General features: G+C 58.9%; 25 protein-coding genes and 1 other RNA gene. 13 read left to right on the top strand and 13 right to left on the bottom strand.

What is annotated here, in order from left to right; translation table 11 throughout:
* The first annotated feature begins 453 nt into the window (after positions 1 to 453).
* Entirely contained in the window at positions 454 to 1,380 is a 927-nt protein-coding gene (locus IU397_RS18260) for a beta-1,6-N-acetylglucosaminyltransferase (RefSeq protein ID WP_204416526.1), read from the top strand.
* 103 nt (positions 1,381 to 1,483) lie between these two features.
* Positions 1,484 to 1,867 carry an HIT domain-containing protein gene (locus IU397_RS18255; protein WP_204416524.1) on the top strand — a complete coding sequence of 128 codons (384 nt, stop codon included), beginning with the start codon at positions 1,484 to 1,486 and terminating at the stop codon, positions 1,865 to 1,867.
* On the opposite strand, the gene IU397_RS18250 is transcribed toward IU397_RS18255, so the two are convergent.
* Positions 1,864 to 2,451, bottom strand: coding sequence for an FMN-dependent NADH-azoreductase (locus tag IU397_RS18250; RefSeq protein ID WP_370541723.1), 588 nt, complete (start codon positions 2,449 to 2,451; stop codon positions 1,864 to 1,866). The two genes, IU397_RS18255 and IU397_RS18250, sit on opposite strands and share 4 nt — an antisense overlap.
* 213 nt (positions 2,452 to 2,664) lie before the next feature.
* Between IU397_RS18250 and IU397_RS18245 the strand changes: the two genes are divergently transcribed.
* On the top strand, positions 2,665 to 3,534 hold the full coding sequence (locus IU397_RS18245) for a LysR family transcriptional regulator (RefSeq protein WP_204416572.1): 870 nt from the start codon (positions 2,665 to 2,667) through the stop codon (positions 3,532 to 3,534).
* On the opposite strand, the gene IU397_RS18240 is transcribed toward IU397_RS18245, so the two are convergent.
* Positions 3,500 to 3,856 carry a metalloregulator ArsR/SmtB family transcription factor gene (locus IU397_RS18240; RefSeq protein WP_204416521.1) on the bottom strand — a complete coding sequence of 119 codons (357 nt, stop codon included), beginning with the start codon at positions 3,854 to 3,856 and terminating at the stop codon, positions 3,500 to 3,502. The two genes, IU397_RS18245 and IU397_RS18240, sit on opposite strands and share 35 nt — an antisense overlap.
* A 194-nt stretch (positions 3,857 to 4,050) precedes the next feature.
* Between IU397_RS18240 and IU397_RS18235 the strand changes: the two genes are divergently transcribed.
* From IU397_RS18235 to IU397_RS18215, 5 genes are all read left to right on the top strand, one after another.
* Positions 4,051 to 4,395, top strand: coding sequence for an AtpZ/AtpI family protein (locus IU397_RS18235; protein WP_204416520.1), 345 nt, complete (start codon positions 4,051 to 4,053; stop codon positions 4,393 to 4,395).
* Positions 4,396 to 4,397: 2 nt separating this feature from the next.
* Positions 4,398 to 5,150, top strand: coding sequence for a F0F1 ATP synthase subunit A (locus IU397_RS18230; protein ID WP_204416518.1), 753 nt, complete (start codon positions 4,398 to 4,400; stop codon positions 5,148 to 5,150).
* Positions 5,151 to 5,209: 59 nt separating this feature from the next.
* Complete coding sequence (locus IU397_RS18225) at positions 5,210 to 5,446, top strand: F0F1 ATP synthase subunit C (protein ID WP_204416516.1); 237 nt, start codon at positions 5,210 to 5,212, stop codon at positions 5,444 to 5,446.
* 74 nt (positions 5,447 to 5,520) lie between these two features.
* Positions 5,521 to 6,057, top strand: a complete 537-nt coding sequence (locus IU397_RS18220) for a F0F1 ATP synthase subunit B' (protein WP_204416514.1) — start codon at positions 5,521 to 5,523, stop codon at positions 6,055 to 6,057.
* Positions 6,054 to 6,611, top strand: a complete 558-nt coding sequence (locus IU397_RS18215) for a F0F1 ATP synthase subunit B (RefSeq protein ID WP_204416512.1) — start codon at positions 6,054 to 6,056, stop codon at positions 6,609 to 6,611. The genes IU397_RS18220 and IU397_RS18215 overlap by 4 nt, the downstream gene beginning before the upstream one ends.
* 181 nt (positions 6,612 to 6,792) lie before the next feature.
* Here the strand turns inward: IU397_RS18215 and IU397_RS18210 are convergent, their stop codons facing one another.
* The 3 genes from IU397_RS18210 to IU397_RS18200 all read right to left on the bottom strand — a co-directional run bounded on the left by IU397_RS18210 (position 6,793) and on the right by IU397_RS18200 (position 9,297).
* Positions 6,793 to 7,563, bottom strand: coding sequence for a FadR/GntR family transcriptional regulator (locus IU397_RS18210; protein ID WP_204416510.1), 771 nt, complete (start codon positions 7,561 to 7,563; stop codon positions 6,793 to 6,795).
* 107 nt (positions 7,564 to 7,670) lie between these two features.
* Positions 7,671 to 8,330 carry an OmpA family protein gene (locus IU397_RS18205; protein ID WP_204416508.1) on the bottom strand — a complete coding sequence of 220 codons (660 nt, stop codon included), beginning with the start codon at positions 8,328 to 8,330 and terminating at the stop codon, positions 7,671 to 7,673.
* A gap of 121 nt (positions 8,331 to 8,451) precedes the next feature.
* A complete protein-coding gene (locus IU397_RS18200) occupies positions 8,452 to 9,297 on the bottom strand; it encodes a bifunctional helix-turn-helix domain-containing protein/methylated-DNA--[protein]-cysteine S-methyltransferase (RefSeq protein ID WP_239479909.1) in 846 nt (281 codons plus the stop codon).
* Between the two features lie 111 nt (positions 9,298 to 9,408).
* Here IU397_RS18200 and nth point away from each other — a divergent pair, with 111 nt between their 5' ends.
* Positions 9,409 to 10,053, top strand: coding sequence for an endonuclease III (gene nth / locus IU397_RS18195; protein WP_204416506.1), 645 nt, complete (start codon positions 9,409 to 9,411; stop codon positions 10,051 to 10,053).
* Positions 10,050 to 11,039: an adenosine kinase gene (locus IU397_RS18190; protein WP_204416504.1), complete on the top strand. Its 990-nt coding sequence runs from the start codon at positions 10,050 to 10,052 to the stop codon at positions 11,037 to 11,039. The genes nth and IU397_RS18190 overlap by 4 nt, the downstream gene beginning before the upstream one ends.
* 279 nt (positions 11,040 to 11,318) lie before the next feature.
* On the opposite strand, the gene IU397_RS18185 is transcribed toward IU397_RS18190, so the two are convergent.
* Together IU397_RS18185 and ffs are read right to left on the bottom strand one after the other, a co-directional pair.
* A complete protein-coding gene (locus tag IU397_RS18185) occupies positions 11,319 to 12,131 on the bottom strand; it encodes a phosphate ABC transporter ATP-binding protein (RefSeq protein WP_204416503.1) in 813 nt (270 codons plus the stop codon).
* Between the two features lie 164 nt (positions 12,132 to 12,295).
* Positions 12,296 to 12,394: signal recognition particle sRNA small type (gene ffs / locus IU397_RS18180), an RNA gene on the bottom strand.
* 108 nt (positions 12,395 to 12,502) lie between these two features.
* Between ffs and IU397_RS18175 the strand changes: the two genes are divergently transcribed.
* The gene (locus tag IU397_RS18175; protein ID WP_204416501.1) at positions 12,503 to 13,630 is read left to right on the top strand and encodes an ATP-binding protein; all 1,128 of its coding nucleotides are present in this window, start codon (positions 12,503 to 12,505) and stop codon (positions 13,628 to 13,630) included.
* Positions 13,631 to 13,662: 32 nt separating this feature from the next.
* Here the strand turns inward: IU397_RS18175 and IU397_RS18170 are convergent, their stop codons facing one another.
* The 6 genes from IU397_RS18170 to IU397_RS18145 all read right to left on the bottom strand — a co-directional run bounded on the left by IU397_RS18170 (position 13,663) and on the right by IU397_RS18145 (position 20,096).
* A complete protein-coding gene (locus IU397_RS18170) occupies positions 13,663 to 14,121 on the bottom strand; it encodes a hypothetical protein (protein ID WP_204416499.1) in 459 nt (152 codons plus the stop codon).
* A 368-nt stretch (positions 14,122 to 14,489) separates the two neighbouring features.
* A complete protein-coding gene (locus IU397_RS18165; RefSeq protein ID WP_204416497.1) occupies positions 14,490 to 15,251 on the bottom strand; it encodes an ABC transporter permease in 762 nt (253 codons plus the stop codon).
* Positions 15,248 to 16,054, bottom strand: a complete 807-nt coding sequence (locus IU397_RS18160) for an ABC transporter ATP-binding protein (RefSeq protein WP_204416495.1) — start codon at positions 16,052 to 16,054, stop codon at positions 15,248 to 15,250. The genes IU397_RS18165 and IU397_RS18160 overlap by 4 nt, the downstream gene beginning before the upstream one ends.
* Before the next feature lie 104 nt (positions 16,055 to 16,158).
* Entirely contained in the window at positions 16,159 to 17,157 is a 999-nt protein-coding gene (locus IU397_RS18155; protein ID WP_239479915.1) for an ABC transporter substrate-binding protein, read from the bottom strand.
* Between the two features lie 254 nt (positions 17,158 to 17,411).
* Positions 17,412 to 18,050 (bottom strand): HAD family phosphatase, encoded by a 639-nt coding sequence (locus IU397_RS18150; RefSeq protein ID WP_204416491.1) that lies wholly within the window; start codon positions 18,048 to 18,050, stop codon positions 17,412 to 17,414.
* A gap of 69 nt (positions 18,051 to 18,119) precedes the next feature.
* Complete coding sequence (locus tag IU397_RS18145) at positions 18,120 to 20,096, bottom strand: bifunctional 2',3'-cyclic-nucleotide 2'-phosphodiesterase/3'-nucleotidase (RefSeq protein ID WP_204416489.1); 1,977 nt, start codon at positions 20,094 to 20,096, stop codon at positions 18,120 to 18,122.
* Between the two features lie 191 nt (positions 20,097 to 20,287).
* On the opposite strand from IU397_RS18145, the gene nudC reads away from it, so the two are divergent.
* Positions 20,288 to 21,256, top strand: coding sequence for an NAD(+) diphosphatase (gene nudC / locus IU397_RS18140; RefSeq protein WP_204416487.1), 969 nt, complete (start codon positions 20,288 to 20,290; stop codon positions 21,254 to 21,256).
* A gap of 20 nt (positions 21,257 to 21,276) precedes the next feature.
* Complete coding sequence (locus IU397_RS18135) at positions 21,277 to 21,717, top strand: SRPBCC family protein (protein ID WP_204416485.1); 441 nt, start codon at positions 21,277 to 21,279, stop codon at positions 21,715 to 21,717.
* Positions 21,718 to 21,747: the final 30 nt, after the last annotated feature.

Below are 21,747 nucleotides of genomic sequence, written 5' to 3'. Positions count from 1 at the left end.
GCGACCTGCTGCCTAATATCGAGAGCCGTTTGTTGTGCAGATTTTTGTCAATTGAAGGTTTGATATTGCGGTGATTGCTCGCATATTTGCGCAATAAGCATCGAAAAGTGAGGCATAAAAGATGCCATGGACCTGTTATGCTATTTTTAAGTACTTTAATAATTGACTCTCGTCAAAGGGCGCGGCTTTGTGGTATTGTCATCTCGAATTACACAGACCATTTTTAATATTCTTTTCTAATTTACTAAACTTGTGGGAACAAATACCACCCTGCAGCGTAACTGAGATACAGTAGGGATATTGATTGTCCTGTGAGTGCATCGAAGCGGTTGTGATGCGTTGTTAGGTAACCGTTGCGCCGCATAAGACAAAGCTGGGCTGCATAGGTGAAAAATTAAGATCCTGTTTACGCCTGGCGACATAAATCATTGTGTGGATATGAAGGGGGCCCACATGACACAGATCGCCTATCTTTTGGTGTCTGGTGGAGCAACGAATGTGGTGGTTGCGCAGGCCAAGACGCTGGCCGGCACCGGCGATGGTGTCGTAGTGCAGTATGATGGTGCGGCGCCGCGTTCCAACCATAAGCGGATCGCAGAGACCTTGGGTGATTACCCCAACGTGGTCGTGTCGACCCGCCGGATGATCGGTGACCGCCGGGACTGGTCGATGGTTCGGGCGACGATCCACGCCGCACGGGTCGGTTTGGCGCAGTTCCCCGATGCCAGCCATTTTTACCTGATGTCGGAGACCTGTGTGCCGATCAAACCGGCGGCACATATCCGTGCCGCTTTGGCCACGGATGATCGCGATTTCGTTGAAAGTCGTCCACTTCTGGGGTCAGAGGGGGATTGGTTGCGGTATCGTCATGTGATCAGTCCGCTCCGGTGGCCCAGGCTTTATCAATCCAGCGTCGGCTGGCAGCGCAAGCTTGGCCTGACGCGGACTGCACCAGCGGATTTGCAGATGATGGCGGGCAGCCCGTGGTGGTGTCTGCGGCGGGCCAGTGTGATGAGGATTTTGGATTTCATGGCGGTCCGGCCCGATATAAAGCGATTTTTTCGCACAACCGCATACCCAGCCGAGACCGTTTTTCAGACCCTGACACGGCATCTGGTGCCAGGGTTTCAAGTCGTGCCGAAATCGCCGACTTTCACCGTGACGGCCACGGAGGCCCGGGCGCTGGACCATGCCATGTTGATGAAACGTCCGGAATTCTTTGTCAGTGAGGCGGAAAGTGCTGCGGTCGCGTTACGGCCGGGGTTGCTGGATCTTTACCGCAAGGGGCCGCCACACCTTTTGACTGGTTTGGACGTGATGACCCAGCAGCAGGCTGTGATGGCAGATCACACGGCAGCCGACTTGGCACAGACAGGTTGATCCATGCCACGTATGCCCCTTGCGAACTTGTGGAGATCGCGCTCATAAGAGGGAGGGCCGGTAAGGGGCCGTTGGCAATTGAGCGATTGGGAAGGCTCCGCCCATGTCTTATGACTATGACGATCAGAATATCTTCGCCAAGATCCTGCGGGGCGAGATCCCGAATGATACGGTGCTGGAGACGGAGCACAGCTTGGCCTTTCGCGATATTCAACCGCATGCCCCGGTCCATGTGCTCGTGATCCCGAAGGGAGCATATGTCAGTTTTGACCACTTTGCAGCCGAGGCGGATCCGGTGGAAATCGTTGATTTCACTCGCGCTCTGGGCAGGATTTGTCAGACGGAGAATGTCTGCCCTGTCGACGGTCATGAAGGTTACCGGCTCCTGTCGAATGCCGGTCCGGCCGCCAACCAGGAAGTGCCGCATATGCACATGCACCTGGTGGGCGGGCATTCATTGGGTGCGATCCTGCCGCGCGGCGGTTAGGCGGCCAGTCGCTGCACCTGATCGCTGGCCTGTGCCAGGGCGCGGTCTGCATCGACCATCACCTGATCGGCGGTGACAAGTTCGACGTCTGTGATGCCGATGAAGCCCATGACATGGTGTAAATAGGCGCTGGCATAGTCCGCCTTTGAGCCGATGGCGGTGCCGCCAGAGGCCATGGCGATAATGGCGCGCTTGTTCTGCAGGAGGCCGACGGGCCCGGCATCAGAATACTCGAACGTGACGCCGGGGCGCGCGATCAAGTCAATCCAGGCTTTCAGCGCGGCAGGCACCCCGAAATTGTAGACGGGCGCACCGATGACAAGCGTGTCAGCGTGGGTGATCTCTTTGACCAGACAGTCGGACAGGGCCAGCTTTTCCACCTGGGCCGGGCTGCGATCGGCGAAGGGGGTGAAATTGGCGGCGATCCAATCGCCGTCGATATGGGGAAGCGGATGTGCCAGGTCGCGCGGGATCACGCAATCCGGGTTCAGCCGATCGATAATCCGGTCTGTGAGGTCCCGTGTGACCGATCCGGTCGTGCGGGCAGAGGCGTCCAGGCGAAGGACGGTTTTGGTGGCCATCATATGCTCCTTGGCTGCTGAAAGTAACACTTATTGACCTTAAGCTAGCCAAGGCATAAAAAAACAAAACACGCATAGATTTACAGAACGTGTGCACTGGCGCACTTATCACGACCTCTGAACTTTGCGTGACACCGTGCCATTTAATCTGCGAGGCGCATGCTTACCTAAGGCGGACATTCGGGCAAGAGAATTAAAAGGAATACAGCCATGTCTTTGGATGCATGGGACGAAGTGAGAACGGCGTACCACGTGGCCAGGCTTGGAACAGTTTCAGGCGCGGCTGAGGTTCTGGGTGTCCATCACGCAACCGTGATCCGCCATATCGATGCGTTAGAGGGGCGGCTGGGAACGAAACTGTTCCAGCGGCATGCGCGCGGCTATACCCCAACCGAAGCGGGCGACGATCTTTTGCTGGTCGCCCAAGCCACAGATGATCAGTTTTCCCAATTGGCGGGTCGGATCAAAGGGCTTGGGTCGGATGTCACCGGTGAATTGATCATCACCAGCCTGCCGATCATGTCCCCGCGTTTGACGCCCATCCTGGTGGCGTTTCAGGAAGCCCACCCCGAAGTGCGGATCCGGTTTGTCACCGACGAGCGCGTCTTGCGGCTGGAATATGGTGAAGCGCACGTGGCGATCCGCGCCGGCAACCAACCCCAGGAACCCGACAACGTGGTTCAGTCTTTCTTCACGCAGCATTTTACGCTTTGCGCCACGCAAAACTACGTCCAGCAGCAAGGCAGCCTTGTCGAAGGGCAATGGTCCAAACACCGGTTTATCGGGTCAGAGGATCGGATGAGCCGCGCGCCGTTTTTCCAATGGCTTGAGCGAACGATCCCGCAGGAACGGATCGTCTTTCGCGCCTCGCAATTGCGGGCGGCCGAGGATGCTGTGCTTCACGGGGCCGGGATCGGGTTTTTACCTTGCTATGAGGCTGATATCCGCCCCGAAATTGTTCAGATGATCGAACCCCGGCCTGAATGGTCGGTCCAGGTTTGGCTGGTCACCCATGTCGATTTGCACCGGACGGCGAAGGTCCAGACATTGGTCAAGTATTTGAAGGAGCAGGCGCGGGAGTGGTGAGCGGCTCCAACTCGGTTTCCAAGAAACGTTCGAAAGCGTCGAGATTTACCGCCTCGAACTGGCCAAAACCCTGCATCCAGATCGAGGCGTCCCGCATCGCATCGGGCTCTAGCTTGCACCATTTGACGCGACCTCGCTTTTCCTGCGTGATCAGTCCTGCGCGGGTGAGAATGCTCAGATGCTTTGAGATGGCAGCCAGTGACATCTCAAACGGGTCGGCCACATCTGTGACGGCCATGTCATCTTCCAACAGCATCCCCAGGATCGCACGACGGGTCGGGTCGGCCAAAGCGGCAAAAACTGTGTCGAGTGTAGTTGGCATGCGGCGGCTTAGCGTCGAGCTACAGTAATCGTCAACCAGTTGGTTGAATTTGCCTCTTGGCATCTGCGACGGCGAGACCTGAACGGGTGAGAAATAAATTTCAATGCTATCAATGGCTTGACTGGCAGAGAGGGTCGTTGACACCCACGCTACCGCTGCATAATGTACGCGTCGTCCGTCCATGGGGGTGGCCTATGTCTGATCCGCACGATGCTGACCGGTTGAGGAAACTGGAAGATCGCATTGACGCGCTAAAAGAGACACAGGCTCCGCAACCGAGGGCAGATGAGCATTATTCCCAGGCGCAAGCCGGCTGGCGGATGGTGACGGAACTGGTGGCCGGTCTTTTGATCGGTTTCAGTATTGGCTACGGACTGGATGTGCTGTTTGGCACGCTGCCGATCTTGCTGGTGCTGTTCACGCTTCTGGGATTTGCGGCTGGGGTGCGGGTCATGCTGCGCACGGCACAGGAGATACAGTCGGACGCGGTGGATCGTGCCATCACGGACAAAGATGCGACCGAGGGCGAAAAGGATTAGAGATGGCGAACGAAGAGAAAGCTGAAGGCGGTTTCGAGATCCATCCCTTTGACCAGTTCGAGGTCAAGAACCTGTTCAATGACGGTCCTGTTGCGTGGTATTCTATCACCAACGTAACACTTTGGATGGCCTTGGCGGTTGTATGTGTGTTCTTGTTGCTGGTCATGTCCACGAAGGGGCGCGCGATAATCCCGACACGTGGGCAATCCATTGCCGAACTGGCCTATGGCTTCGTCTATAAGATGGTCGTTGATGTGGCGGGCAAGGATGCGGTCAAATTCTTCCCCTACATTATGACATTGTTCATGTTTATCGTGCTGGCCAATTTTCTGGGCCTGATCCCGATGAGTTTTACCACAACCTCCCACTTCGCGGTGACCGTAGTATTGGCCCTGGCCGTGTTCATCACCGTGACGGTTGTTGGCTTTGCTCGGAACGGCGCAGGTTTCTTGAGCCTTTTCTGGGTTGCCTCCGCACCGCTGCCGTTGCGGCCTGTTCTGGCGATCATTGAGGTGATCAGCTATTTCGTGCGTCCCGTTAGTCATTCCATTCGTTTGGCGGGCAACATCATGGCGGGCCACGCGGTGATCAAGGTGTTTGCAGGTTTTGCTGCCAGCGCTGTGATTGCGCCCGTGGCTATCCTGGGCATCACCGCGTTCTACGCGCTTGAGGTGCTGGTGGCCTTCATCCAGGCGTACGTCTTCACCATCCTGACATGCGTGTACCTGAAGGACGCGCTGCATCCGCATCACTAAATGATCGGTGGGCGGCAAACCCACCTCATACAAACTTCCAACCGTAAGGAGACATCTCAATGGAAGGCGATATTGCAAACATGGGTCAATTCATCGGTGCTGGTCTGGCCGCAATCGGGTCGGGCGCTGCTGCCATCGGTGTGGGCCACGTTGCCGGTAACTTCCTGGCGGGTGCCCTGCGCAATCCGTCGGCTGCCGCTGCGCAAACCGCTACGCTGTTCATCGGTATCGCATTTGCCGAAGCTTTGGGGATCTTCTCGTTCCTCGTCGCTTTGCTGCTGATGTTTGCCGTTTAAGACAGACGCTGATCCTTACGGCTGGGCGGGCTTTGCGGTCCGTCCAGTGATTTTAAAGGTTTCAGGAGGACGCAATGGCGGACGACGCAAACAGCGTAGCAGAGGCCAGCGGCGCGGGCATGCCGCAGCTGGATTTCTCGACCTTTCCCAACCAGATCTTCTGGTTGATCGTTTCTCTTGGGGCGATTTATTACATTCTGTCGCGCACCGCCTTGCCTCGCATTGCGGCGGTTCTGGCCGAGCGAAGCGGGACGATAACAAATGATATTGCCGCCGCTGAAGAGTTAAAGTTGAAGGCTGTCGCGGCGGAGGATGCTTATAAGAAAGCCTTGGCTGATGCCCGGGCAGAGGCGCAGAAGATCGCGACAGAGACCAAGGCCGAGATCCAGGCTGATCTGAACGACGCAATCGCCAAGGCGGATGCCGAGATTGCGGCGCGGTCCAGCGAAAGCGAGGCCCATATCAACGAGATCCGCGAAAGCGCCCTGTCCAGCGTGGCCGAAGTTGCCAAAGATACCGCAGCGGAAATCGTGGCAACCTTAGGCGGCAAGGCGGACAGCGCCGCAGTTGCCAAGGCAGTGGATGCCCGTTTGAAAGGTGGTGCGTATTGACCCGTCTGATCGCAATTGCACTGGGTTTGACAGCCAGCCCGGCTTTGGCTGCATCGGGTCCTTTCTTCTCCCTCGGCAATACTGATTTCGTGGTGCTGATCGCGTTCCTGCTGTTCATTGGCGTGTTGGTCTATTTCAACGTTCCGGCTATGCTGACGGGCCTGCTCGACAAACGTGCCGACGATATCCGCCGGGATCTCGACGAGGCGCGCGCGCTACGTGAAGAGGCCCAAACGGTCGTTGCCGATTTCGAGCGCAAGCAAAAAGATGTGGCGGAGCAATCAGAGCGCATCGTGGCACAGGCCCGTGAAGAGGCGCAGCTGGCCGCGGATCAGGCTAAGGTTGACCTGGAAACGTCCATTGCCCGCCGGATGCAAGCCGCCGAAGACCAAATTGCCTCTGCCGAAGCTTCGGCCATTCGTGAGGTGCGCGACACTGCCATTTCGGTTGCGGTCGCCGCTGCCGGGGATATCGTGGCCAAGGATATGTCCAAGACCGATGGCAACGCCTTAATAGACGCGGCTATCAAAGATGTCGGTGCCAAGCTCCACTAACATCATTTTGCAATGGGAATTCTGAAAGCCCGGCCAATTTGGTCGGGCTTTTGCGTAGAAATCCGCCCGACGGTGGCTTTGGCCAGGCACTCCATTATATGTTCTAAAATATCCCGGGTTTTTTTTGGGGGCTGGCCCCCAACCTGTCGAACTTGCTTAACGGATCCCAAGCACCTGAAACTCAAATACGTTCATCGACCTTGCTGAGCCGCTGTCGGGCGATCACCTCGTTGCGGTCGGCTTTGATCTGATCCTTGAGCGCGATCTCGACAAAATCCAAATGAGCCTCGACCGCGGCACGAGCAGCATCCGGGTCCCGGGATTGCAAGGCCGTGTTGATCCGCCCGTGCTGGTCCAACAAGGCGTCCCGGGTCGTGCGCTGTTTGAACATAACCTGCCGGTTGTAGAACACACCTTCGCGCAGCAGATCATAGATCGACCGCATCATGTGCAGCATCACCACGTTATGACTGGCCTCAATGATAGCCATGTGAAACTCGGCATCCAGCTGCGCCTCATGATCTGGTTTGCGTTTTTGATGCGCCGCCTTCATCTGCTCAAACAGCGCATCGACCAGTTTCAGGTCGGTGTCGCTGCCCAACCGCGCAGCGCGGGCGGCGGCCAGCCCTTCCATGTCGCGGCGAAAATCAAGGTAGTCGAAAACCGCTTCATCATGGGTCGCGAACAGCTTGACCAAGGCAGGTGCAAAAGCTGACCCCAGAACGTCAGCCACAAACACGCCGGATCCGGCCTTGGTTGACAGCAAGCCAATTTCTTGCAGGTTTGAGATCGCTTCGCGCAGGGAAGGGCGAGAGACGCCCAGACGCTCCGCCAGTTCCCGCTCGGCGGGCAAGCGTTCACCAGGGCGCAGGATACCCCGTAAAATCAGTTCCTCGATCTGGCGCACAACAGCGTCGCTCAGCTTTTCGGACTCGATCTTTTGGAAAGGCATGGTCACCCGCGCGAATTGGTCACTTAATCTGACCACTTCGCGCGAGGACTTTCAAGTCCGGGCTGACCTCGTTTCAGCGAAGGAAGACCAAGGTCCGTCCAAACCTATTAGCTGTTTGGGATGATGATGATCTCAACCCGGCGGTTCTGGGCGCGCCCCTCCGGGGTCAGGTTAGAGGCAATCGGTGCATCTTCCCCCCGACCATAGGTGCGCAGGCGACCGCCGTTCACGCCACCGCTGACCAACACGGATGATACGGATTGCGCACGCCGCGCAGACAATTGCTGGTTATAGCCAGCCTCGCCCGTATTGTCGGTATGGCCCACGATATCGACCGACGTGTTGGGATAATCGTTCAGACTACGCGCCAAGATCAGCAAATCGGACCTTAGGGCAGGCTGCAACTGGGCACTGTCCGTGGCAAAAAGGATATCTTGCGGCATCGTCACGATCAGGCGTTCGCCGGTATTCACGATCCGCACGCCGTCGCCTTGTAGGTTCTGTTCCAGCTCGGCGGCCTGCTTGTCCAACTGGTTGCCGATGGCGGCGCCGACACCCGCCCCTAACGCACCCCCGATCGCCGCGCCTCTGCGACGCGATTCAGCATCATCACCCGCGATGATCCCGGTGACCGCACCGATGGCGCCGCCTAGCAAGGCCCCATCACGTGTCTTGTTTTGGCCATTGCCGATGGTTGCAGGATCCGTGCACCCGGCCAAGATAACGGCCCCAGCCAGGGTGGCGAAAATTGGTAAACGTGAACGCATGAGACTGCCTCTTGGTTTATGCGATTTGGCGCAAGATAGACCCGAAAGCGCTCCGCTATCCAATATCAACAGTCCAAATGTCGGCGAGTTCCTGCCACGGGTGGGGTATATCGCCGAGCTGTCAGACAGCCTCGGCACGGGCAGATTCATAGGCCAACATGGCGCGTTTGACGGGCAGACCCCAATGATAGCCACCTAGCCCGCCGGATTTACGCATGGCGCGGTGGCAGGGGATCAGGAAGCTGACGGGGTTGCGTCCCACGGCGGTGCCCACGGCGCGCACGGCTTTCGGGTGGCCGATGGCGCCTGCGATCTCGGAATAAGTGGTGACCTGACCCGAGGGGATGGATAACAGCGCCTCCCACACCTTGATTTGAAACGGCGCGCCGATCATGTGCAACTGTGCCTCGCCACGCAGGGCAAAGGTTGCTTCGACCCAGGGTTTGATCCGGTCCGCGGCCTGGGCATAGGTTGCGTTGGGCCAGCGGGATTGCATGTCGGCCATCGTCGCCGCCCGCCCGTATTCCGCGCTGAAGGCCAGGCCGCACAGGCCCTGATCGGTGCCCATGGCGAGCGCCTCGCCAAAGGGGCTGTCGAACCATCCATAGTGGATCGTCAGGCCTGTACCTTTCTGGGCGAAGGCACCGGGGCTCATTGCTTCCCACCGCAGAAACAGGTCATGCAGACGACCGCTGCCCGAAAGGCCAACCTCATCTGCGGCCTCCAGCATTGTGTAGCGGTCGCGCAGCAACGCTTTGGCATGGCCAATCGTCAGGTATTGCTGGTAACGCTTGGGCGAGACGCCAACCCATTGACTGAACAGCCGTTGGAAATGGGCGGGGCTCATCTGCATCTGGGCTGCCAGCGTTTCCAGCGACACCTCGCCGTCAGCAGCGTCGATCACATCCAAAGCACGGCGCATGACCCCGTAATGATAATCCGTCTCGATATCTTGCATCTTTGTCATGGGGGCTCTCCCTTCGCCGTCCAACCTATGCGGTGTACTCGGCTGTTGCGACCCGGTTCGTGCTGAAATCCGGGCTTGCCCGTTGAGGCGTCAAAGGTCATACCGCGCCAGATGCCAAAGCAATTGCCATACGGGACCCTGCGGGAGATTTTTACCCGGTTCCAGACCGCGGATGCCGAACCCCAGGGCGAGCTGGAACATGTGAATGCCTACACGCTTGTCGTGGCTGTGGCGTTGTCGGCGCAGGCGACGGACAAAGGCGTCAATAAAGCCACCCGCGCCCTGTTTGCGATTGCCGATACTCCGCAAAAGATGCTGGATCTGGGCGAAGAGGCCTTGATCGGTCATATCAAAACCATCGGCCTGTACCGCAACAAGGCCAAGAACGTCATCAAGCTGAGCCGCATTCTGGTTGAGAATTACGGTGGCGAGGTCCCTAATTCCCGTGCGGCGCTCGAAAGCCTGCCGGGAGTCGGACGCAAGACGGCCAATGTTGTGCTAAATATGTGGTGGGGCATGCCGACCCAGGCGGTCGATACGCATATCTTCCGCGTTGGCAACCGAACCGGGATTGCCATCGGCAAGGATGTGGTCGCGGTTGAGCGCGCCATTGAAGATCACATTCCGGCTGATTTCCAACACCACGCCCATCACTGGTTGATCCTGCATGGCCGCTACCATTGCAAGGCCCGCAAACCGATGTGTTCCACCTGCCTGATCCGAGATCTGTGCGCATTTGAGGAAAAGACCCTATGAAAAAGTTTCAGGTCGTTGGGATCGGCAATGCCGTTGTCGATGTGATCAGCCCCTCCGATGACAGCTTTCTGGATTTGATGGGGATCGAGAAGGGCATCATGCAACTGGTCGAACGGGATCGTGCCGAAACGCTGTATGCAGCCATGGAGAGCCGCAGCCAGCTTCCCGGCGGATCTGTGGCCAATACCCTGGCGGGCCTGGGCAATCTGGGCCTACGCACCGGTTTCATTGGTCGGGTCCGCGACGATGCGTTGGGCAAGTTCTACGCCGAAAGCATGGAGGCGGACGGCACCGCCTTTGTGAACCCGCCGGTTGCGGGCGCTGATCTGCCGACATCGCGGAGCATGATCTTTGTCTCCCCCGATGGGGAGCGGTCGATGAACACCTATCTGGGGATCTCGTCGGATGTCAGCCCCGATGATGTACCGAGTGAGGTGGCAGGCGATACCGACATCGTCTTCCTCGAAGGGTATCTGTTCGACAAGGACAAGGGGAAGGCTGCGTTCGAGACGGCATCGAACCTTTGCAAGCAATCCGGCGGGCGTGCTGGGATCACGTTGAGCGACCCGTTTTGCGTCGACAGGCACCGAGCCGATTTCCGGCGCTTGGTCACGGATGTCATGGATTACGTCATCGGGAACGAGGCGGAATGGCTGTCGATGTATGAAACCGACGATCTGGATGATGCGCTAAAACAGGCCTCTGCCGTCTGCCAGACGGTGGTCTGCACGCGGTCGGGTGACGATGTCATCCTGCTGTCGGACGGGGACCGCATGACTGTCCCGGTGCACCGGGTGACGCCCGTTGATGCCACCGGGGCCGGTGATCAGTTTGCGGCTGGGTTCCTTTATGGCTTTTCCCATGGGCGCGACATGGCGTCATGCGGTCGGATGGGATGTGTCGCTGCGGCAGAGGTGATCGGCCATATCGGCCCGCGACCCGAGGCCGACCTCAAGGCGCTCTTTGCCAATGCAGGGCTGATGTAGCTCACGGGTACAGTGAAAGCCGGGCGTCCTGTCCAGTGTGAGCCGGTCGGACAGGACGCCCGTTGAGAGAGAACACTGTGAGTGGTGGCTGCCTCCTCAATTGGTTGCACGGACAAGGTCGCCGGTCGTGGTTATCAAAGTCTGAATGACGTCAGCGTCAGGTCGGGTATACTACTGAAACTGGCAAATTCCCGCTCAAATATCCTTATGTAAGGTTAACTTAACTCTTTGTAAGTGCAGGATTAATGGACGGTTAATGACGGTTTGCTGCGCGGGGTTTTACCCCGTGCGCCCCGCGATGAACTGTTGCGTCTGGCTTGTTTTAGCGGCCTTAAAAATCTGTTCCGTAGGCCCAACTTCCAGCAACTCTCCCAGGTGGAAGTAGGCCACCCGGTCGGCGATGCGCCTGGCCTGCATCATCGAATGGGTGATGACGATCACGGTATGGTCCCGCGCCAGGTCTAGCATCAGGTCTTCGACATGTGCGGTGGCGATCGGATCGATCGAGCCCGTCGGCTCATCCATCAAAAGGACATCCGGTTCGGTCGATAAGGCGCGCGCAATGCAAAGTCGTTGCTGCTGCCCGCCGGACAGATCTGTCCCACTTTTTGTGTGTAATATGTCTTTCACCTCATTCCATAATTCCGCGCGGCGCAGGCAGTTTTCCACATGCGCATCCATCGCTGTCTTGCCTTGGACGATGCCGCGGATGCGCGCGCCGTATGCTGTGTTTCCATAGACGCTGCCGACAAAGGGGTTTGGCTTTTGCGCCACCCAGCCAAACCGGCGGCGATGGATCGGTGGATCGATTCCGCGCCCGTTGATATCGACCCCATCCATCATGATCTGCCCGGTGATCCGGGCACCGCGTGTGTCGTCATGCATACGGTTCAGACATTTCAGTGCAGTTGTCTTGCCGCATCCCGACGGCCCGATCAAGGCTAGGATTTCGCGGGGTCGGACGTCGAACGACACGTCTTTCAGCGCCTGTTTGTCACCATACCACAGGTTGAGATGTCGTACCGAAATGACCGGTATCGTATTCGTTTCGGTCTGTTTGGTATCGCGCAGCGTGTGATCCGGATCAAACATGGAGAACCTCCCGGGTTATTTTCGGGAAGCAGTTAGACAGGTTTTGGGTGGGCCGCTTTGATCCTAACCGTATTGTGCGGGTTAGATTTGCAGTTTTTTGCAAGGTCGCGTGCGGTGATTGTCAAATCGACGACGACTACCGGACTACGTATGGCAAAGAGAATAGGTGAGAGGCTGGACAACGACCCAAGCGGGGCTCGTTACGGCTGCTTCCTTCCGGACCTGACCGGGTTGGCGAGGTGCTCGCCCGCGCCAACCTCTCCTGACCTCATTTAAAGACTCGATATCGGATTTGCAAGATCCCAGATATGGGATTTACCTTCAATTATTTTGCCTTGAATAATTTATCGCAGCTGCAATAATTTGGGATAATGGATATTTTCTATGCCCCGCGCGATGCATTGGCGCAAACCATGGCGGACCGGCTGTCCCCTGATCCCATCATGGGCACGCCTGCTGGCCTGTTTCTTGCTGCACCCCGGCGCACCGGTAAAAGCAGTTTCCTGCGCGGCGATCTGATGCCCCATCTGCGGGACCGCGGCCTGTACCCCATTTATGTGGATCTGTGGGCAGATCCACAAGCGGATCCTGGGGAGTTGATCGCGAATGTTTTAGCCCAGGAGCTTGACGCCCTCGGTGATCGCCGCACCAGGTTGCTCGGGGCCTTACCGTTCAAGACGCTGACCGTTGCCGGGTTCCGCATTGACCTGAAACAGGCGGATGGCGCGCGGTCAGCCACCTTGGCCGATGCTCTGGCAGAGATCGGAAAACGGGCCGCCGCGGATGTGGTTTTCATCGTCGATGAGGCGCAACATGCCCTGTCATCCCCCACTGGGATGCATGCGATGTTCGCCTTGAAAGCGGCCCGCGACGCCATGAACCAAACGCCTGACAGCACACGGCTTTATCTGGTGTTCACGGGGTCCCATCGGGACAAGCTGGCCGGGCTGACGCTGACCAGCAAGGCGCCGTTCTTTGGCGCGCAAGTTGCAGATTTTCCACGGCTCGACCGGAGCTATGTGGATGCCTTGGTGGACCATATCAACCCAAAGCTGGCGGATGATAACAAGTTGGACCGCGACGATGTGGAGGCCGCATTCAAGTTGCTGGGATACCGGCCCGAAAAGCTGACCCAGGTCATCCGGGATCACGCATTGGGCACCGCCGGAAGTGCCGGTTTGCGCCAGACGATCCGTGACCGCGCCGATGCCTTGCGGGCGCTGGTCTGGCAACAGCATGAAAGCGATTTCGGACGACTGACCGATGTGCAGCGTGCCGTTCTTCGCGTGCTGATCGACCGGGGCAGCGACTTTGCGCCGTTCACACCGGTCACCTATGCGGCGGTGAAACGCATGACTGACCATGATGTAGGGCAGTCGCAAATCCAGAATGCGCTTGATGACCTGCGCGACAAAAGCCTGATCTGGCGCCCGTCGCGGGGTGTATATGCTTTGGAGGATCAGGATTTACGGGAATGGCTGCTGGCCCATATTTCCTGAATTGCCAAGGATCTGCATGTCGGAACTGCGTGTCAGCTCCGCAGCAAAAGTTTTCCGTTTTCCAACGCGTTGGCCACATCCTGAAAATGCGCCTGCCGTCGTTTGGAGTTGGACGTGGATCGCAGTAAAACGGTTTGTGCTTGGCCGATGATACGCGCGGCTGCGGCGTTGGTGGTGGCGACGGCCGCGGGTTTAATCGCCCGAAAGCTGGCAGACCGTGTGCGTCCGGTGGGGGACGGCGCTGTCAATCGCACCGTTGCTGGTGGTTCTGTGTCGTCAAGATTGGCCCGTGACAGCTGATCAAGCGCCTGTGCGGCCCTGTTGATCGCCCTTTGAACCGGGGCGTAGTCGCCGCGTTTCGGCAGCTTGCGGGCAATCCGTTCATATTCTGCGCGTATGCAATCCAGTTGATAGGTGTCGGGGGCGCGTTTGCAGGTCTCGGACGCGTCGTCCAACAGGGTGATGATCCGCCGCGTACGCGTCTGGGACAAAGGCTGACCACCGCGGGATCGAGACGCTCCGCCGTCGTCACCTTGGCTATCGGCGCTGGCGCTGGGGGCTGGGTCAGGGGCTGAATCATCACCCTTATCGTCAGGTTTCTCTTCACCACCTTCATTGATATTGTGCAAAAAATCAGGGGGTTGCATTGTGAAACCGGGATGATAAGCGGCGCGATCGTGCATTGCCTTTGGCGCAAACCGGGCCTCGACAGTGGCAACAGTCAGCGGAAAGAGACACATCGCAGTGAACAGGCCGCAAAGACGGATTTGCAAATTCTTTACTCCAGCACTCGTTAGCTCAGGACTGCGTCGGCGGATGAACTCTCGCACAAGGGGGCGGGGAACGCCATGTGGGTGCGTCAACTTGGGCTGCGTTCAGCCCAGCCGGCAAAGATTTTCTCAAGCACGACAACAATATAGTACAGAATAATGCCCAGAACGGCCAATGCGATGAGGACTGCAAACATCAGCGGATAGTCGGAATTGGTCTTGCCGCTGTCAAACAGCGCGCCCAAACCACGACCATGGGGGCTGACGATCTCCATCAAGTTTGTGCCGATGAAGGCAAGTGTGACCGCGATCTTCAGGGCGCCAAAGAATTCGGGCAGGGTTTTGGGCAGGGCGATTTTCCAGAAAATCGTGAGGTTCGAGGCACCGAGCGAGCGGAGGATGTCGCGGTATTCAGGCTCCAGCGTCGAAAGGCCGATGGAGACCGAAACCGCGATCGGAAAGAACGAAATCATGAATGCAATCAACACGGTATTGAAGTCATGGGCGCCCACGAACATCAGCGCGATGATGGGGACGACGGTGGCTTTGGGAATGGCGTTGAAGCCGACCAAAAGGGGGTAGAGGCCATCGCGCAGGGTGCGGCTGAAGCCCATAGTCATGCCAAGGCCGGTGCCAAATATGATGGCCAGTAGCAGGCCCGCCACGGTGCGCCAGAGCGTCTGCCAGCCATAGATGAAGAACAGTTCCCAATAGCGGGTGAAGGCCGGGCCAAGATCGGACGGAGAGGCCATCTTGTAATTGGGCCAGCCATTGGCCCAGACCAGAAGCTCCCACAAAATCAGAAAGATAACGATTGCCGCAAGCGGGACACCAATCTTTTGCAGGCTCATTGCGCGGCCTCCCGGCGGGCGGGTTTGCGGCCTTGGGCGACCTGGATCTGGTGGCGGAGGATGGCGAGGCGGTCGGCGGCATCGGGCGTATAGAGCGCCTCAAGATCGCGGGGGCCGGTGCTGGGGACGTTCATGACGTATTGCGATGTGGCGGGGCGGCCGGAGAGAACAACAACTTGATCTGCAAGGAAAATCGCCTCCCGTAGGTCATGGGTGATCAAAAGGCTGGTAAAGGGTTCCTGGGCTTTCACCTGGTGCATCGTCTGCCACAGATCTTCGCGGGTGAAGGCATCCAGTGCGCCGAAGGGTTCATCCAGGATCAAAACCTCGGGTTGGTGGATCAAGGCGCGGCAGAGGGAGGCGCGCTGGCGCATGCCGCCTGATAACTCGGATGGTTTCTTATCCTCAAAACCGTCGAGGCCGACGAGGGTGAGCAGGTGGCGCGCACGGTCTTCCTGTTGTTTGCGGGTGAGTTTCGTTGGGACAATTTCCAATGGAAGCAGAACATTACGCAGGATCGAACGCCATTCGAGCAGCACCGGGTTCTGGAAGGCCATGCCCACGGTCGCGCGAGGCGAGCGGACCTGTTCGCCATGGAGCCAGACCGAACCTGTATCCGGTTTCATCAGCCCCGCGACCAGTCGGGTGAGGGTGGATTTACCGCATCCCGAGGGTCCGACGACGGCACAGAACCCGCCATCCGCGACCGATAGCGACAGGTTGTCGAGCACTGGCAGCGGACCGCTTTCGGTGTGGAAGGTATGCGAGACGTCGCGGATCTCGATCAGGGGCGTGTCGGTCATTGGGGCCTGAATTTGGGGATACAGAACGCATGCACATAGCGTATGTATTCCATACATACCGCCGTGCAGCATGGCGCGCGCAGCGATGCGCGCGCCTGCAACGGTCAGTTCAGTGGAAAATTGCCATCTGGCAGGTAGCTGGCATCGAAATAGAGGGCTGCGTCAGGTGTGGTCTGGAACTCGTAATTCTCGGCGATTTGTTCCAGCGCTTTGGTCATGCGGTCGGGGTCAATGCCGCCCATACCATTTGCGGTGGTGTAATCGGTAATGACATTGGCCGCGATGGCCAGTTCCAGGCGGCGCTGTTCGAGGGCCACATCTGCGGCGGGGTTGCGAGCGGCGACGGCCTTGGCTCCCATAGCGGGGTCGGCAATCACATCCCTCCAACCTTTGGCGATGGCTGCCAGAAAGCCCTTGATCAGGTCGGAATTGGCTGAGGCAAATTCGGTATTCACGATCACCGCATTGCCGTAGAGCGCCAGACCATGATCGGCCATGAGGATGGTCGAGATGTCATCCTCTGGCACGCCGAGACGGACGAGGTTGAGATAGCTGGAAAAGGAAAAGCCGGTGACGGCGTCGACCTTACCTTCGGCCAGCATCGGTTCGCGGGTGGGGAAGCCCACGGGCTCTACCGTGATTTTGCTGGCGTCGATCCCGGCGGCGTTGGCGAAGGCCGGGAATTGCGCCCAGGCGCCATCGGGGGGTGGGGCACCGAGGATTTTGCCTTCCAGATCGGCGGGCGCTTCGACGCCCTGGGATTTGCGGCCCACGACGGCGAAGGGTGGTTTGTCATAGACCATCATGACGGCGGTGACGGGCGCGCCGGGGTTCTGGTCCAGGAATTTGATCAGGGAATTGATGTCGGCAAAGCCCACAGGGAAGGCACCAGTGGCGACCTTTGGGATGGCGTCCAGCGAGCCCTGGCCGGCGCTGATTTCCACATCCAGACCGGCTTCGGTGAAGTGACCATTGTCGATAGCGGCGAAATAGGCGGCGGCTGGGCCTTCGAATTTCCAATCCAATGCGAAGGGGAGTTTGGTTTCGGCCAGGCTGGTCGTGGCCGCGGCGGTGAAGGCGAGAGTGGTCAGGAGACGTTTCAGCACAAGCGTTACCTTTTTCGTTTTCTCATGTCGCCGCGCAGGGTGCGCGAGTGGGTCGGGAATGGCAGTCAGCTGCCGCTATTTTTGGCGGCGTTTCGTCCAAGTCCTGCGCAAATGCCCGGTAGTGCGGCGGACTGCTGAAATTTTAGGCTGATCTCATTCGTGGTGTCACGTGATCTCTGGGGCGCGGGCTGATGGCCGCCCCGACTGGGCCCTGCGGCCCCAGCGGCCCACCCACCAACCTATGCGCCCCTTCAGATCAGACCCGCCCGGCGCGCGCCGTCGATAAGGGTGTCTGCCACCAGATCGGCATGGTCCCCACCTGTGGGCAGGATATCGGGGATCTGGACCACATGGGCACCGGCGGCGCGGGCTGCGGTCGCGCCAGCCTCGCTGTCTTCAAAGGCGATGCAGGTCTTGGGATCGACGCCCAGTTGCCGGGCTGCTTCGATAAATACGTCTGGCGCGGGTTTGGCGGCGGGCACCGCATCAAAACCCACGACAACGTGGATCAGGTCATCTAGCCCGCTTTGGCGGAGCTTGCGCAGGCCTGCATCGGTGCGGCTGTTGGTGCCGACGGCCCGGGGCATGTCGATATCATAGAGGTGCTGGAGCAGTTCGCGTGCCCCGGGTTTGAGGGGAATGCCCTGTTCGGCCCGGGCGCGAAACGCGCTTTGGCGCGCGGCTTCATAACCGGTGATGTCGAAATCGGGGCCCGTGGCGGCGCGCAGTCGCCGCAGGCTTTCCACCTCACTATGGCCGATCATGCCGATCAGCAGATCATCCGTGGCGTCAAAGCCGAATTGGGCCAGGACCTGCTTTGCGACGCCCATCCCCATACGTTCGGTATCCACCAGAAGACCGTCGAGATCGAAGAGGACTGCGTCGAACATGTTCACTTCCCTTGCACAGCAAAACGGCCCGGACATTTCCGGGCCATCTGCGGTGGGATTTATCTCTGTTTAGAGTGAGATACGATAGCTAAAAAAGCCGTCCGCCGCTTCACCAGCAGGTTCGATGGTGACGCCTTTGACATCGCCCATGTAGGCTTGGGCCTTGGGACCGGTTTCAAACAGCACTGAGGTGCCATCCAAGGGAGCGAAGGTCCAGTTGCCGTCGGCGGCGGGGTTGATCGTGCCCTGTTCGACGATGTAGCGGACCAGAACGTCGCGGTTGGTATCGGGCGCTTCCAGGATGGTGGTCTCGGGCGTCGCGCCTGGGAAATCGCCGCCGCCGCCGGCGCGGTAGTTGTTGGTGGCGATGACGAATTCCATGTCTGGCGTGACGGGCTGGCCGTCATGCATCAGGTTGATGATCCGGCTGGCATCTGCGTTCAGCACTTCACCCTTAGGTGTGAATTTCGAGGGCTGGCTGACATCGATCTGGTAGGTCACCCCGTCGATCACATCGAAATTGTAGCTGGGGAATTCCGGGTTCAGGAGGGGCTGGTCAGCATCACCCGGGGTGATCTGGTTAAACATGCCCGCGGATCGTTCCAGCCAGTCCTTGACCTGGGCGCCGGTGACCTTCACCGCGCGGACCGTGTTGGGATAGAGGTAGAGGTCGGCCACGTTTTTGATCGCGACATCGCCGATGGCCACGTCGGTGAAGTAGTCGGGCCCGCCGCGTCCGCCAGCCTTGAACGGGGCAGCCGCGGACAGAAGTGGCATATCGGCATATTCGGTATCGGCCAGCAACTGCCTGACATACCATTTTTGGGCGATGGCCACGATCTGGACAGAGGGATCATCGGCGACCAAGGCGAAATAGCTGTGCAAGGGCGCGTCGGTTCGGCCCACCGGGCGCCGGATATAGGCCAGCGTTTCGTCATGGTCCTGTGCGACCGAGGCCAGCACGCTGTCGTCACTTTCGACCAGTGGGGTTACCGTGCGGTCCTCGTTGCGCTGGGCGATGGGGCGTGCGGAGGTTTCAGCGGTAACGACGCGCCATTCATTGCCGGACCGTTCGAGCATCAGATCGATCAGACCCAGATGCGACCCCCAAAAGCCCCCCATCACAGCCGGTTTGCCATGGATGGTGCCAGCGGATGTATCGACGGCTGCGACCCCTTCATAATCCGGGCTGGGGAAAACGAGGTGGCTGTGACCGGTCAACAGGGCATCGATCCCGTCAATCTCTGCCAGGGGGACGCTGGCATTTTCCATACCATCGGTGGCGTTGGCCGCACCGATGCCCGAATGGCTGAGGGCGATGACGATATCGGCGCCTTCTTCGCGGATCTGGGGAATGTAGGCCCGCGCCGTTTCCAGGATGTCGCGGGCGGTGACATTGCCGTCGAGGTGGCGGCGATCCCAGTTCATGATCTGCGGCGGGACAAAACCGATGAGGCCCACTTTGATCGGATGGTCCTCGCCCGCGCCATCGGTGACCGTTCTATCCAGGATCACATAGGGCTTGATCAGGGTCGTATCGTCGGTGGGGGTGCTACCCTGTTCCTTGACAACATTGGCGGACACAACGGGGAAATCGGCCCCGGCCAGGGATTTCATCAGAAAATCGAGGCCATAGTTGAATTCGTGATTGCCCAAGGTGGCGGCATCAAAACCCACAGCGTTCATCGCGGTGATGATCGGGTGCATGTCCCCTTCTTTCATGCCACGTTCATAGGCGATGTAGTCCCCCATGGGATTGCCCTGCAGGAAATCGCCATTGTCGATCACAAGGCTATTGGCGGCCTCTGACCGGATGCCGTCGATGATGGAGGCCGTGCGGGCGAGCCCCACCGTGTCCCGCGGCTGGTCGGAGTAGTAATCATAGGGATAGACGTGGACGTGCAGATCCGTCGTCTCCAAAATGCGGAGATGTGCCTGGTTGGCCGCTGCGCGTGCCGTGAAGGGATGTAGCGCGATCAACGAAGTTCCTGCAACGGTGCCCATCATAAAGGATCGGCGATTCAGATTTTTGCGTGTCGTTGTCATGAATACCTACCACTTGCCGAGTGTGACGTTGCGGCAGGCCTAACATGGCAACCGACCCCATACCAATGGCAAAGCGCGTTAGACCGGTCTATCGGTTGACCTGTCGATTCCGTGAATGATCCGCTAAAAACGCCCCTTCCGACCCGGTTTCGGCTGTGGGATGAATCAAAACAACACAACGGGGACAGAATATGGATGGCGCAGCGCTAATCACCTTTGGTGGGTCAAACCTGGACCGCGCCGCGGAATTGCGCGGCAATGCGCGGGCATTGGCCAGTTTATTGACCGAGCCGCAGACGCGGATCCTGCCCCTGTGGCGGGGCAAGCCGTTGATCGCCGGGGACGGTGACCAGATGCAATTGGCTACGGTTGCGCCGGGATCGCCGGTTTTGGAGCACCAGGCGGAGCCGCCGATCTTTTTGGGCAGGTCCGGTGCGGTGCCTTGGTTTGCCGTCGATGTCTCTGGGTATGAGCCGGAGGATATCGACACAGCGGCGCTGAACCAGTTCCTGGACCCGTCCGAACAGCGCCATCCGGCCTTGCCCAACGATCACCGGTTTGCCGAATTGCGGGCGATCATGACGCGGCTGGATGCGCGGGGGGCGGAATTGGCCGCCACGGCGAAGGCGGTGACCGGATGGCATGCGACGCACCGGTTTTGCAGCCGTTGCGGGCATCTAAGCGAACCGGGGCAGGCAGGATGGCAACGCGACTGTCCCAATTGCGGCAGCAAACATTTTCCGCGCACCGATCCTGTCGTAATCATGCTGATCACGCGCGGCAACAAGGTGCTGGTCGGGCGGTCGCCGGGCTGGCCTGATGGCATGTATTCCCTGCTTGCGGGCTTTGTTGAACCGGGTGAGACGATCGAGGCTGCGGTGCGGCGCGAAGTGTTCGAGGAAGTCGGCATATCCGTGGGTGCCGTCGGTTATCTGGCATCGCAACCCTGGCCGTTCCCGGCATCTCTGATGATCGGCTGCCACGGCGTGGCGCTGGACGAGGACATGACCATCGATCCGGTGGAAATCGAAACTGCGTCCTGGGTCAGCCGTGAGGATATGGCCGACGTCTTCTTAGGTCGGTCCGACAGAATGAAGCCAGCGCGCAAGGGGGCGATTGCCCATGCATTGCTATCCGACTGGCTGGCGGGCGTGTGGTGAAAGTTCAGTCATCACACCAAGTGGCTGCGGATACGGAGGCTGTTTTTCCACGTCTTTGCGACTTTGATCGGTTCGAAGGGATGATCCGCAATGCCGGCGGCACGGTGGAGCGGACCGATCCAGCTGGCGCACCCGCGGCGGGCAGCCGTTGGGCCGGTGACGTGACCTTTGGCGGACGGGTCTGGCGGTTTGAGGGGACGGTTGACCGGATGGAGCCACCGCGAGGTTATGTTACCCGCGGTCTCAGTTCCGGCGTGCAGATCGTGATCAAAGTTACCTGTGCGACACTTGCATCGGGACGAAGCAGGGTGACCGTTTCGGTGGAGTTGAGCCCCAAGACGCTGGCGGCCCGGGTCCTGCTGAAGCCGATCTCAATGGGCCAGGCCTCCATTGAGGAGCGGTTCGACCGGCGGGTCGGTGCGTTCCTTCGGGAGGTGGAGCAGGATATCGGAGCAGTGTAGATCCTGCGCTTAGCGCGCTAAAGCCGGTTT

The sequence above is a fragment of the Actibacterium sp. 188UL27-1 genome (genome assembly GCF_016901225.1).
Lineage (GTDB): Bacteria > Pseudomonadota > Alphaproteobacteria > Rhodobacterales > Rhodobacteraceae > 188UL27-1.
The sequence above is the reverse complement of the archived record's forward strand: the minus strand, read 5'-3'. Positions and strand labels throughout refer to the sequence as shown.